The sequence below is a fragment of the Paenibacillus sp. J2R1T-4 genome, from assembly GCF_059692235.1.
Genome location: NZ_JCAUBA010000015.1, coordinates 75,893 through 88,160, shown reverse-complemented (window position 1 = coordinate 88,160; position 12,268 = coordinate 75,893). Strand labels below are relative to the sequence as shown.

11 protein-coding genes and 1 riboswitch are annotated in these 12,268 nt (G+C 46.6%); of the genes, 8 read left to right on the top strand and 3 right to left on the bottom strand.

From position 1 onward, the window contains the following. The first annotated feature begins 23 nt into the window (after positions 1 to 23). The 3 genes from AC58QD_RS22685 (at position 24) to AC58QD_RS22675 (ending at position 3,438) form a co-directional block, all read left to right on the top strand. Positions 24 to 1,313: an ABC transporter substrate-binding protein gene (locus AC58QD_RS22685; protein WP_497337282.1), complete on the top strand. Its 1,290-nt coding sequence runs from the start codon at positions 24 to 26 to the stop codon at positions 1,311 to 1,313. 159 nt (positions 1,314 to 1,472) lie between these two features. Beyond that, a complete protein-coding gene (locus tag AC58QD_RS22680; RefSeq protein WP_497337281.1) occupies positions 1,473 to 2,354 on the top strand; it encodes a dihydrodipicolinate synthase family protein in 882 nt (293 codons plus the stop codon). Positions 2,355 to 2,508: 154 nt separating this feature from the next. Then, positions 2,509 to 3,438, top strand: a complete 930-nt coding sequence (locus AC58QD_RS22675) for an NAD(P)/FAD-dependent oxidoreductase (protein WP_497337358.1) — start codon at positions 2,509 to 2,511, stop codon at positions 3,436 to 3,438. Between the two features lie 14 nt (positions 3,439 to 3,452). Here the strand turns inward: AC58QD_RS22675 and AC58QD_RS22670 are convergent, their stop codons facing one another. After that, entirely contained in the window at positions 3,453 to 4,457 is a 1,005-nt protein-coding gene (locus AC58QD_RS22670) for a polysaccharide deacetylase family protein (RefSeq protein ID WP_497337280.1), read from the bottom strand. 91 nt (positions 4,458 to 4,548) lie between these two features. Continuing rightward, on the bottom strand, positions 4,549 to 5,352 hold the full coding sequence (locus AC58QD_RS22665; RefSeq protein ID WP_497337279.1) for a DUF2161 domain-containing phosphodiesterase: 804 nt from the start codon (positions 5,350 to 5,352) through the stop codon (positions 4,549 to 4,551). Positions 5,353 to 5,558: 206 nt separating this feature from the next. Between AC58QD_RS22665 and AC58QD_RS22660 the strand changes: the two genes are divergently transcribed. Continuing rightward, positions 5,559 to 7,454 carry a PrkA family serine protein kinase gene (locus tag AC58QD_RS22660; protein WP_497337278.1) on the top strand — a complete coding sequence of 632 codons (1,896 nt, stop codon included), beginning with the start codon at positions 5,559 to 5,561 and terminating at the stop codon, positions 7,452 to 7,454. A gap of 617 nt (positions 7,455 to 8,071) precedes the next feature. Here the strand turns inward: AC58QD_RS22660 and AC58QD_RS22655 are convergent. Then, positions 8,072 to 8,782, bottom strand: coding sequence for a PIG-L deacetylase family protein (locus AC58QD_RS22655; protein ID WP_497337277.1), 711 nt, complete (start codon positions 8,780 to 8,782; stop codon positions 8,072 to 8,074). 152 nt (positions 8,783 to 8,934) lie between these two features. Here AC58QD_RS22655 and AC58QD_RS22650 point away from each other — a divergent pair, with 152 nt between their 5' ends. From AC58QD_RS22650 to AC58QD_RS22635, 4 genes are all read left to right on the top strand, one after another. After that, positions 8,935 to 9,720 carry a class I SAM-dependent methyltransferase gene (locus AC58QD_RS22650; protein ID WP_497337276.1) on the top strand — a complete coding sequence of 262 codons (786 nt, stop codon included), beginning with the start codon at positions 8,935 to 8,937 and terminating at the stop codon, positions 9,718 to 9,720. An 89-nt stretch (positions 9,721 to 9,809) separates the two neighbouring features. After that, positions 9,810 to 9,893, top strand: a riboswitch (cyclic di-GMP riboswitch). Positions 9,894 to 9,962: 69 nt separating this feature from the next. Beyond that, on the top strand, positions 9,963 to 10,172 hold the full coding sequence (locus AC58QD_RS22645; protein WP_497337275.1) for a hypothetical protein: 210 nt from the start codon (positions 9,963 to 9,965) through the stop codon (positions 10,170 to 10,172). Between the two features lie 342 nt (positions 10,173 to 10,514). After that, positions 10,515 to 11,273 carry an IclR family transcriptional regulator gene (locus AC58QD_RS22640; RefSeq protein ID WP_497337274.1) on the top strand — a complete coding sequence of 253 codons (759 nt, stop codon included), beginning with the start codon at positions 10,515 to 10,517 and terminating at the stop codon, positions 11,271 to 11,273. 103 nt (positions 11,274 to 11,376) lie between these two features. Continuing rightward, a complete protein-coding gene (locus AC58QD_RS22635; protein WP_497337273.1) occupies positions 11,377 to 12,264 on the top strand; it encodes a fumarylacetoacetate hydrolase family protein in 888 nt (295 codons plus the stop codon). Positions 12,265 to 12,268: the final 4 nt, after the last annotated feature.

Genomic DNA, 12,268 nt, shown 5'->3' with positions numbered 1-12,268 from the left:
AACTTTTAGGGGGCTCGGCAATAATGAAAAAATTAGGGCTATTAGCTTTAACAACGATTATGCTTGCTACGGCGGCTGTGGGATGCGGGGATAAACCGGAGTCTGGAACCGATCAAGGTACAGGTGGAACGAATGGTACAAAAACCGTAAAAATCTTTCAGTTCAAAGTTGAAATATCCGAGCAATTAGCGAAAATGAAGGAAGAATATGAGAAAACGCATCCAGGCGTGAAGCTGCAGATCGAAACGGTCGGTGGTGGAGCGGATTATGGAGCCGCCCTGAAATCCAAGTTCGCATCAGGAGAAACACCGGATATATTCAATAACGGAGGCTTTGCAGAAGCAGACACATGGATGGAGCATCTTGAGGATTTGTCCGACCAGCCATGGGTCAAGGATACGATAGAGATTGCCAAGGCGCCGATGACTAAGAATGGCAAGCTATATGGTCAGCCGATGAACATCGAAGGTTATGGCTTCGTGTATAATAAAGAACTGTTCGAGAAAGCAGGGATCAAGGAGCTGCCCAAAACCTTGAGTCAACTGACCGAATTGGCGGAGAAGCTGAAGGCTGCAGGGATAACAGCTTTCGCAAATGGCTATCAGGAATGGTGGATTCTAGGCATTCATAACATGAACAATGCGGTGGCCAAACAGCCTAATCCGGATCAATTCATCAAAGGACTATCAGACGGGACGGCCAAATTCACCGGCAATAAACTGTTCGAAGACTGGACGAATCTACTAGACCTTACAGTCAAATACGGGAACAAGAATCCGCTGACAACTGATTATAATACCCAGGTATCCCTGTTTGCTTCCGGTCAGACCGCGATTATTCAACAAGGGAACTGGACACAAGTGCAAATTAACAAAATCAATCCTAACATGAAGCTTGGTCTTATGCCGATGCCGATTAATGAGGATGCTAAGCTGAATGACAATATATTCGTGGGTGTTCCTAACAACTGGGTCGTCAATAAAAATTCTAAAGTCAAACCAGAAGCGAAGGAATTCCTGAATTGGATGGTTAGCTCGGACACAGGTAAACGGTATATGACGAAGGAATTCAAATTTATTCCAGCCTTCGCCAATATTGAAGCTAACCCTGCTGATTTGGGCGATATTGCAACTGAAGTGCTGCGATATAGCAAGGAAGGCAAGGCTCTCGGCTGGCATTGGCCGAAATATCCGGAAGGAGCTACACAGGAATTCGGTGGAAGCATGCAGAAATACGTGGCAGGGAAAGCCACACGGGATCAGATGTTAACGGAGTTCCAATCAACATGGGAAAAGCTCAAAGTGAAAAAATAAAAATGCAACAAGCTCCGGAGATGCAGAAGCACTATGCTGTATCTTTCGGAGCTTTCTTTTTTGTTGACGATGAACATAACGAATGATATATTGAATTTAGTTCGATATATTGAATATATTTTTGGTATATCAAAAATAATGCCATAGGATGGTGTCCTCATGAAGATGCAAGGCAATATTCCAGTCATCCCTACTCCCTTCTTAAATGGAAAAGTGGATCTTGCGGGATTCGATAAACTTCTGGAGCATACTTTGGCTGATGTAGACGGGTATGTAGTATGCGGCAGCACTGGAGAAGCACCTGCGATGGCCCGTGCAGAGCGAGAGCAAGTGATTCGTTATGTCGCTTCTATTACCCCTGCCGATAAACATCTGGTTGTTGGATTAGGCCATACTTGTCTGGACGAAGCCGTCGAGATTGGTCTTACAGCAGTCGAATCAGGTGTTAAGGCAGCTCTCGTGCCAAGCCCTTACTATTTTCCCAACTCCTTAGGAATGGTAATCGATTACGTTGGTCAGTTAGCGGAACGAACCGGCCTGGACATTGTGTTCTATGATAATCCTGTCACCACGGCCACTCGATTCACTACCCATGATCTGATTCAACTTGCTGAAGCGGTTCCGCGAATCACCGCGATTAAGATGACCGATCACAGTTTCGAGAAAATTCGCAAGCTCAAGCAATTGACGAAGCTGACTGTATTCGGAGGAGACGACATCATTTGCTTCCGAGCTTTCGTAGCAGGAGTTGACGGCAGCATGATCATTGCTCCGATCATCTACCCAGAAGCATTCCGACGCTGCTGGGAGCTGTTCCGAAGCGGCCAAGTCGAGGACAGCTTCCGACTCTACAGCGAGAAACTGCTGCCCTTTATCAGCATGTTCGGACCTGGGGATGAGATACCCACTACAAAAGCGTTGTTCCAACATCTAGGTATTTTCTCGAGCAGCGAAGTGCGCAGTCCTCTGCTTGCTTCCGATTCTTCGCGAATCAGAGAAGTACTTCTCGGGTATAATCAAGGACTTCGCTCAGAACAATAAGAGAAGTAAACAAGAAGAGCCTCCAACGAATCAGGTTGAGGCTTTTACTTGTTCATCGCACTCTTGTACATACTAAATAGGCAATCCCAATCTTCACGGACGATTACCGAACAAGAATGAATATGGAGGTAGAATCGAATTGAATAAGCTTGATATGGACTTTGATGCTGACGGAATTATTGTAGGCGGAGGAATTGCTGGCCTTCAAGCAGCATTGCAACTAGGTCGATACGGTTACCGTGTACTCGTTATCGATGCAGGTCGAGGACGATCGACGTTATGCCGAAGCTATCATAACATTCTAGGATGGCCAGACGGGATATCCGGAGCAGAGCTTCGCAGACTCGGCAAGCAACAAGCTCAAGCTGTCGGAGTTAAGTTCGTAACGGACGAGATTACCCATGCTTCTCCTATCGATGCTGATGGCAACGGATTCTCGTTGAGGGGTAAAGCAAGTGAAATATACAAGGCTCGTACCCTTTTACTGGCTACAGGTATACTTGATCGGTTTCCTCCATTGCAAGGTCTGGAAGTGTGTCTAGGGAAGTCGGTATATGTATGCCCCGATTGCGATGGATATGAGATTAAAGGGAAACATACAATTGTTCTCGGTTCGGGTGACGTTGGAGCTAATATGGCAATCGTGCTTAAGCACTGGACTGACAAGCTGGTGTATGTGAATCATGAGCAAACGGAAATCTCTCCAAAAGTGCTTCAAGATTTAAATCAGCATGCAATTGAGCTTATAGCCGAGCCCATAGAGTGTGTATTGGAAAAGGACGACGGTTGCTTTCAAGGAGTACGCTTAAGAGACTCAGGTAGAATGATCACGGGTGAACGAGGGTTTATCGCTTTCGGCGGTAACCAGGTCCATTCGCAATTAGCCGAGCAACTCCGAATCGAGCGTCTGGAGAATCGGCATATCGTTACTAATCCTAGAACAAAGATGACGAATATCAGCAATGTATGGGCAGCAGGAGATGTAGCCGTACATGCAGAACAAGTGACAATCGCCATGGGTGAAGGCAGTCAAGCCGCCATCTGGATGAACAAAGCGTTGCAGCAAATGCAGCAGCAAGGCTGAAGCAGTTCAATATGTCAGCTTTTCGTTAATTTAGTGATAAAGGTATCAAGCGAGTCTTTGCCGCCAATGAACAATCTCTTAAGAGTAAGTGGATTCTGACTAGTCTCGGCATATCCCTGATCAATCGTAAATGCTAATTTATAGTGATTATCAGTTAATATCTTCAATGTATCTTTATTGTAGACACCATAAGGGTAACAGAACACTTCTGCCTTGATCCCCAGCTTTTCTTCAATAAGCCTTGCTGATTCTTCGATTTCAGTTCTTTGATTATCCAACGTGAGTTTGTTCAGATAAGGATGAGTCATGCCGTGAGGCTGTATATCCCAGCCTGATTCATGCAGCTCCTTGGCTTGCTCCCAATCAATATACCACCCATCCCCCACTGACCCTGGCGACATGAACAATGTTGCTTTGAAATTGTATTTCTTCAAGATGGGCATTGCTTCGTGGTAATTATCCGCGTATCCGTCGTCGAATGTAAGTAAAACCGATTTTGAAGGCGCTTCTATTTTACCTTGCCATATATCAATAAATTGTCGGAGTGTTAGTGTTGTATACCCTTCTTTGGACAAGTAATCCATTTGCGCGTCCAAATTTTTGGGGCTGAGGACCGCATTATTATTAGGTTGATTGCCAATGCTGTGATAGTTTAAAACAGGAATTCGGATGACACGGGCTGTTGATTTTGGCTTAGGTGTTGGTGTAGGAGTTGGTGTGACAGGAATAATTGCTGCTGCCGGTTTGTCAGTTGGAGCAGGCGTCTTGCTTAAATCTACGATTGTCTCCGATTTGGAATCGGGTGAATGGTTGCTTGCGGTCCCTACCTCTTTGTTCTCTATAGGTCGTGGCGGTGATGCAATGAAATGCGGACTTGCTGTTGGAGCTTCCATAACGCTTTGAACAGAAGGTGATGGAACGGCTGTGTCCGAGGCACTTTTCTTACTGCTACATGCTGAAAGGCCAGAAGCGGCCGTGATCCCTATTATCAAGCAGCCAACAAGCAACCTATTTTTCATACGCCGCACCCGCCATGTCGGAATTTGTCATCTGAAGTTATATATTTGTTCTACTACTATATTTATACGCGATAGACTAGGATCATTCCTCCTATTTTTTAATATAATTTGAAAGTTTCGAGTTTTCATCATTTGTTGCTATCTCAGCTTCTACAATTACAATGTCTGACTCCGCATGAATCGAGCGGCCGCGACTGACTAGCACATCCGCTAGTATGTCCTTATATAGCTCCAAAGCTTGCTCCCCGACTCCCGTCAACTGATAGACGCCCCGCTCAATACGCATAAACCACCCGTAGTGATTGTCACGCAGCAGGAATTGGACCTTGCTATTCTCTGTCCATTCGCGCAGCTGGCGAGGACTAGACGGACCGCTTTGTTGGAGCCAATAGGCACAATGCAGAGCCTTCTCGCGATAAGCCGTAAACAGCTTGCGTTTCGAGCTGCCCCCCACATTATAATCCCCTGTGCGTTCCTTGAATTCATAGACTAGCTTGGCAGCCTTGATCTTGCTTCGTCGCGGCTTGTATGGCTCAGGATGGCAGAGAACCTCGACCTTTGGCTTCCGTCTTGAAAAGAAGCGCACCGTCATTAAGCCCAAACCAAGCATACGGCATAAGCGGGTAAGATCGGACCATCTAAGCTGATGGGGAGCCCGTCCTGTAGCAGGGAGCTCAACAGCTAGATACACAGTATCCGATTGCTGCAGTCGATCGATCCCTTGGATCAGGAGCGGCAGGTTTAGCGTTTTCTTCAACTCCACGATGATAGGGGGCTCATCCCCTCGGATAGCGACTAGATCGCAATGTTTGACTTCACCCTTCACCTCGTAGCCTAGCGTTTCCAAGTAGTTTTTGATAGGAGGATATAGTTCCGTTTCGCTCTGTATGGCCATCTATGTCTCTCCTTCTCCAGTTTTCAACTGTTTATGTCATGTTTCCTGACAATATAGTCATATACTATATCATAATAATAAAGTTGAACGGATTTCAAGCAAATTAATGGGCAACTTCAACGGGTTCTGTGCATATGGATGTAATACACTGCAAATCTAACTTTATGGAAGCGTGTCAAGCCGTGTACAGACGAGAGGAGGGCACCATGGACATTTTTAAACGAATTTCGGAGCACCGTCGGGAGCAGGAGCAAGCAGCATGGACCGGAACGTTTGCTGAGTACATTGAAATTGTCAGAGCCAATCCCGGTGTAGCCAAAACTGCGCATTCACGCGTGTACGATATGATTGCTTGGCATGGGATTACTGAAGAGAATGGAAAGAAAAGATACAAATTTTTCGAGGATGAAATATTCGGACTCGACCGAACCGTGGAGAAGCTGGTTGAAGAATATTTCCACTCCGCTGCCAGGCGCCTCGATGTGAAGAAACGGATTCTTCTGCTAATGGGTCCTGTCAGCGGCGGAAAATCAACACTTGTTACTATGCTTAAGCGGGGGATGGAACGATATTCACGTACTCCGGAAGGAGCCTTGTACGCAATTAAAGGGTGTCCGATGCATGAGGAGCCGCTGCATCTCGTACCCAATCAGCTCCGTGCGGTTATCGAGCAGGAGTTGAATGTTAAGATTGAGGGCAGCCTGTGTCCCTCCTGTCAAATGCGGGTGAAGACGGAGTATGGCGGCCGGATCGAGGAAATGATGATCGAACGAATCTTTCTCTCCGAGGAGGAGCGTGTCGGGATTGGTACGTTCAGTCCATCTGATCCGAAGTCACAGGATATCGCTGATTTGACAGGGAGTATTGATTTCTCGACCATTACTGAATTCGGTACAGAGTCAGATCCTCGAGCATATCGATTCGACGGGGAATTGAACAAAGCGAATCGAGGACTGATGGAATTCCAGGAAATGCTCAAATGTGATGAGAAATTTCTCTGGAATTTGTTATCCCTTACGCAGGAAGGCAACTTCAAAGCAGGTCGCTTCGCGTTGATCTCGGCTGATGAGCTCATAGTGGCGCACACGAATGAATCGGAGTATAGATCATTTATCGCCAACAAGAAGAATGAAGCTCTTCAATCCCGTATGATCGTAATGCCCGTCCCCTATAATCTGAAGGTATCAGAGGAGGAGAAAATATATCGCAAGCTGATCCAGCAAAGTGACATGAAGCATATACATATCGCGCCACATTCTCTTCGAGCGGCTGCGATCTTCTCCGTAATGACACGTCTTAAGGAGTCCAAGAAACAAGGGATGGACTTGACCAAAAAGATGCGGTTATATGATGGAGAAACAGTGGAAGGCTACAAAGACGCTGATCTCAAGGAGATGCAGAACGAATATATCGAAGAAGGTATGACCGGGATTGATCCGCGTTATGTCATCAACCGTATATCCAGCGCCCTGATTCGTCAAAACCTGGAATTCATCAATGCCCTTGATGTGCTCCGCGCTCTGAAGGACGGGTTGGATCAGCATCCGTCTATCAACAAGGAGGAAAGGGAGCGATATCTGAATTTCATATCTGTAGCTCGTAAAGAGTATGATGAGCTGGCGAAGAAGGAAGTTCAGAAAGCATTCGTCTATTCCTATGAGGAGTCTGCCAAGACTTTGTTCAACAACTATCTGGATAATATAGAAGCTTACTGCAATTGGCAAAAAATCAAAGATGCTCTGACCGGTGAAGAGATGGATCCGGATGAGCGGCTCATGCGGTCCATTGAGGAACAGATCGGGGTATCGGAGAATGCGAAGAAGGCATTCCGTGAAGAGATACTGATTCGGATGTCCACATATTCCCGCAAAGGGAAGCGATTCGAGCATGGCAGCCATGAGCGTCTGCGCGAAGCGATCGAGAAGAAGCTGTTCACCGATTTGAAGGATATCGTGAAGATTACAACCTCGACCAAAACACCGGATGAGAACCAGTTGAAGAAAATCAACGAAGTGATCAAGCGGCTTGTTGATGAACATGGGTATACGACAGGATCGGCGAACGAATTGCTGCGGTATGTAGGCAGCTTGTTGAATCGGTGATGGATCAGGCTCGGAGCTGCTATGTAATAGCGGTTTCGGGCCTTCTTCACGTACAGGTAGTATTAGGGGTGGAACTGAAGGTTCCACTCTTTTAATTTTTAGTAGAGCGGAAAATCCGCTTTAGGGGTGAATTAGAGGGTTGAGTGATTGCTGTAGAGCGGAAAATCCGCTTTAGGAGTGAATTAGAGAGTTGAGCGATTGCTGTAGAGCGGAAAATCCGCTTTAGGGGTGAATTAAAGGGTTGAACGATTGCTGTAGAGCGGAAAATCCGCTTTAGGGGTGAATTAGAGGGTTGAGCGATTGCTGTAGAGCGGAAAATCCGCTTTAGGGGTGTATGAAATCGCAACTCCCTAAAGAAAAGTCGACCAGAAAAGGGCGGGGAGGTGGAGCGGAAAAGCGAAAGCGTCCGCCTTTGTACTTGAATTCTCACCATAAAAATATAATCAAAGAATTCAAGTACAACAGCGGTTGTAGCCCACCTTCCTGCACTTCCGCGCGCCAACTGGACTTAATCGCCAAGACTTTGCTGTATGCCCGGCTTTCTTCTTTGTACGCTGGTAGATCATTTGCGAATGTAACTTCTCGATTGACATAGAGAATGTAGCTTTACGAATCATCTATTCTGTAAGACTGGACTCGTTTTTGACCGGAAATGGCACGCCATTCTCCCAAGCCAGAATAAACTTCTCCTCGCGTTTACCCTCATGAATGGTGCTCTCGTCCCCCATGGAACCGAAGACACGCTCTATAGATAAGATCTGTGATTCGTGTGCAAGCAGGGCTTGTTTCTTGACCGTCCAATAAGGCATTACATTATAGCTGATGGAAGGGAGATATCCCGCAGCGAGCAGCACAGGACTTGCTGCGTAGTACAGCTTGCGTACACTTGGACACTCTCGTGCTGTCACAACTTCGCGGACGGCATGATGAATGGCCGTGTGATCCTTATGGCCACTGATTCCATCCTCGGGAAATGTGATGATGATATCGGCTGAAGTATCGCGAATGAATTGGGCAACCTGATCACGTAATAAATTCCGGTCAACAGAGGCTAGTCGTCCGTCCGGATAACCCAGATATCGAACTTCGGCAAGTCCTAGCACGGATGCGGCCTTGGTCATTTCCTCCCGGCGTTTAATGGATAGCTCATCCTTGGTCATGGGCTTCAACCGGCCGCTCTTGCCGGCTTCACCATTCGTAGCTAGAAGACACACAACCCGATGTCCTTGTTGCACAACTTGGTGGATCGTTACTGCGCTAGTGAATGTTTCATCGTCTGGATGTGCCATAATGATGGCAATCGTTTGCTGATGAGGTGTAGCGTTCATCAAGCTATTACCTCCATTTCTTCTATAGGAAATACCTATTATATCTAAAGGTTCTATATATTAGACTTATAACAGAGTAAGGCTCAAAATACAAGTTAGAGGGCATACAGGAGCACTTCTTTAACCACAAATGATTATAGGAGGACAATGAAATGAGGCAATCTGAAAACGAAAAGCACACCAATATGTGGAACCCGCAGCTGTACGATGGCAGCCTTGGCTTTGTATCGGAATATGGCAGGAGTGTGATCGATTGGCTGAATCCCCTTCAAGGCGAACGGATTCTGGATCTGGGTTGTGGAACGGGAGATTTGAGCGCACAAATTGCTGAGAGCGGTGTAGATGTGACAGGGATAGATTCTTCAAGTGAGATGATCTTAAAGGCGAGAAGTAAGTATCCTCATCTCTCCTTTCATGTAGCAGACGCAGAAAATTTACATGTTGAGGGTACTTACAGTGCTGTATTCTCTAATGCGGCCTTGCATTGGATGAGACAACCTGCAAATGTGATTCGCGGGGTATGGGGGGCCTTAGAATCAGGAGGCCGATTCGTGGGAGAATTCGGCTCGCAAGGCAACGTAAGGCACATCGTTGATGCTTTGTCGCAAGTGCTTAGGAGCCATGGCGTGGATGCTGCAGCCCGCAATCCATGGTTCTTCCCTTCAGCCGGACAATATGCTACAATCTTGGAAGCCCAAGGCTTCATCGTGCGTAATCTCGTAACCTTTGATCGGCCAACTGTATTGACCGATGGTGAGAACGGTTTAAGACATTGGCTGGACATGTTTTGCGGAGTGTTTACCACAGGGTTGAATCCAGAGCAGATTGAGCTAGTATACAAGGAAACGACTGATCTAGTTCGAGCTAAGCTATGGAGTGACGGATCTTGGAAAATGGATTATGTAAGGCTACGATTTGTAGCTCAGAAGCTTTATTGAGCTCGAATTTTATTTTATAGGTCCTAGTACCTATTAATCGGATTTTTAATGTATGTTACTATAGTCACGGATTTATAATTTGTTCTTCGGAAGGAATTAGGCAAACCTGCTCGAAAGACAGGGTCGCAAAGCCACGGGTCTACTGCGAAAGCTATGACAGCCGGGTTGCCCAAGCGTACTCTCAAGGACGCTGTCTATGGGCAGTGTCTTTTCTATAGGATATATAGATGGAGGGTGTTATTGTGGATGAAGTAAGACAGCTAAAAGTAGATTTGCATCGGTTAACTATCGAATTAATAGGGAACTGTGCATATTGTTTAATGATCTCTCCGAACGTGGAATACAAAACACCCATCTACTGTACCAAGTTCACAGGGACGATGAACCCGACATGTGTGGATGTGTCAACATGCTTGGCATGCCAGGAGTACAAAACTGTAGCGATCGGATAAAACTGGATTCAGGATAAAGCAGCCATCAGGCTGCTTTATTTAGTATGGTGGAGTTCTGCTGCAAAAGTTTGAAGCGTGCTGGGTAGATTTAGTTGCATTAAAGCAATTAATTAGAGCATACGGGGTGGTTGGGGCCAATTTAGTTGCAGAAAAGCAATTATAGTTGAGATAGAAGCCAAAAAGTGGACTCGTGAGGGAATTAGTTGCTGTATTGCAATTAAAGTAAAGCTGATCAGTAATTAAGAGAATTGGTATTGTAATTTATTGGAGACTCCAGTAAAATTATTATGAGAACTGAGTTTTATAATATAGAACACATTTACAAGAAAGGCGCATAACATTATGCCTATTATTCAAGCTCTGGATCGGGCGTTTAAGATCGTAGATTTGTTTACGGAAGCGACCCCACTGCTGAAAATCACGGAAATTAGCGATCGAATGGGACTACATAAGAGTACGGTTCACTCGCTGCTCAAGACGCTGCAGATGCACGGTTACATCGATCAAGATGCAGATAGCGGCAAATACCGTTTGGGCCTGACCTATTTGGTGAAGAGCGGTCTGCTGCTAGGCTCTATGGATATAAGAACCGCTTCGCTGCCTTATTTGAAGAAGGTGTCCGCGCAAACAGGTCAGACCGTGCATCTGGTCATTCTTGACGGACAAGAGGGTGTTTATATTGAAAAGGTGGAAGGAGAGCTCGCGGCCATCCGATATTCCAGAATCGGTCGAAGAGTTCCTCTGCACAGCAGTGCGGTTGGCAAGGTGTTGACCGCGTTTCGTGAGCAGGAAGTTCTGGCGAAAATGTTGAAGGGATATCCATTCACCCCGCAGACGCCGTACACAATTACAGATCAAGCCGCATTTCTTAAAGAATTGTCGACTGTGAGGAGTAAAGGTTACGCAGTAGACGATCAAGAGAATGAATTAGGCGTGCGTTGCGCGGCGGTTCCTGTTCGTGGTTATGGGGGCGGAGTAACAGCAGCCATTAGCATCTCCACCATGGTAGTGAGTGTGAGTCAGGAGGAGCTGGAAAGCTATGTGAGAATGATTCAGAGGGCAGCAGACGATATTTCCTCTGATCTGGGCTTTCGGGCATAAGTCGATTTAGGTTTGGAATAACCGAAATACGGGCTCTAAACCTTTTTCTATAACTATAATATAGAACATAGTTCTATATTATAGAACAAATGGAGGCGCTATTATGAATATTGAAAGGTATCGGAACGAGATTGGAGCCATTCAACTGGCAGCACATCTGGATAACGGAGAAAGGTATGCTTTGCCGTTCGAGGATCTCTTCGATTTACTGCGGACTGCTCGAACAGCAGGACAATCGGCGATGATGTGGGTGGAGCAATACTTGCAGCAAGGGTTGGGGGTTAATTTGACGGGAATACCGATCCACCTTGTTACACCTGTCGAGGCGCCGGAGGTATGGGCAGCAGGCGTCACCTACCAGAGAAGCCGTGAAGCCCGCAACTACGAAGCAACGGGAGGCCGTCTGGATGCTGCTACGTTCTATGACAAGGTGTACGACGCGGTAAGGCCGGAGCTGTTCATGAAATCAACGGCGGCACGGACTGTAGGTCCGAACGAATACGTTCGATTGCGAAGCGACTCCGTGTGGCAGGTGCCGGAGCCGGAGCTCGGACTTGTGCTAGACAGCGAAGGAATTATTGTCGGGTATACAATCGGCAACGATATGAGCTGCCGCGATATCGAAGGAGAGAATCCGCTCTACTTGCCGCAAGCCAAGGTTTGGAGCCGTTCCTGTTCAATCGGCCCTGCAGTAAGATTGGTCGAAGCTGTTGCGGACCCTTATGACCTGCAAATCATTTGCCGTATCTTCCGGGGCGGATCGCTACTTTTTGAAGGAAGCGCTAACACAGGTCAGTTGAAGCGCAAGCTGGAGGAGCTGGTGGGTTTTCTCAAACGCGATAATGATTTATTCGAAGGGACTGTGCTGCTTACGGGAACTTGCATCGTCCCGCCGAACGATTTCACGCTGGAGGAAGGCGACCGTATAGAGATTTCGATTACCGGACTTGGAACGCTTGTCAATGAAGTAGAAGTAAGGAATCATAATTGAACCT

What these genes read in the sequence shown, in the direction of transcription:
- AC58QD_RS22685 (WP_497337282.1), top strand. Translation starts at nt 24, where the DNA reads ATGAAAAAATTAGGGCTATTAGCTTTAACAACGATTATGCTTGCTACG.
- AC58QD_RS22680 (WP_497337281.1), top strand. Translation starts at nt 1,473, where the DNA reads ATGAAGATGCAAGGCAATATTCCAGTCATCCCTACTCCCTTCTTAAAT.
- AC58QD_RS22675 (WP_497337358.1), top strand. Translation starts at nt 2,509, where the DNA reads ATGGACTTTGATGCTGACGGAATTATTGTAGGCGGAGGAATTGCTGGC.
- AC58QD_RS22670 (WP_497337280.1), bottom strand. Translation starts at nt 4,457, where the DNA reads ATGAAAAATAGGTTGCTTGTTGGCTGCTTGATAATAGGGATCACGGCC.
- AC58QD_RS22665 (WP_497337279.1), bottom strand. Translation starts at nt 5,352, where the DNA reads ATGGCCATACAGAGCGAAACGGAACTATATCCTCCTATCAAAAACTAC.
- AC58QD_RS22660 (WP_497337278.1), top strand. Translation starts at nt 5,559, where the DNA reads ATGGACATTTTTAAACGAATTTCGGAGCACCGTCGGGAGCAGGAGCAA.
- AC58QD_RS22655 (WP_497337277.1), bottom strand. Translation starts at nt 8,782, where the DNA reads ATGAACGCTACACCTCATCAGCAAACGATTGCCATCATTATGGCACAT.
- AC58QD_RS22650 (WP_497337276.1), top strand. Translation starts at nt 8,935, where the DNA reads ATGAGGCAATCTGAAAACGAAAAGCACACCAATATGTGGAACCCGCAG.
- AC58QD_RS22640 (WP_497337274.1), top strand. Translation starts at nt 10,515, where the DNA reads ATGCCTATTATTCAAGCTCTGGATCGGGCGTTTAAGATCGTAGATTTG.
- AC58QD_RS22635 (WP_497337273.1), top strand. Translation starts at nt 11,377, where the DNA reads ATGAATATTGAAAGGTATCGGAACGAGATTGGAGCCATTCAACTGGCA.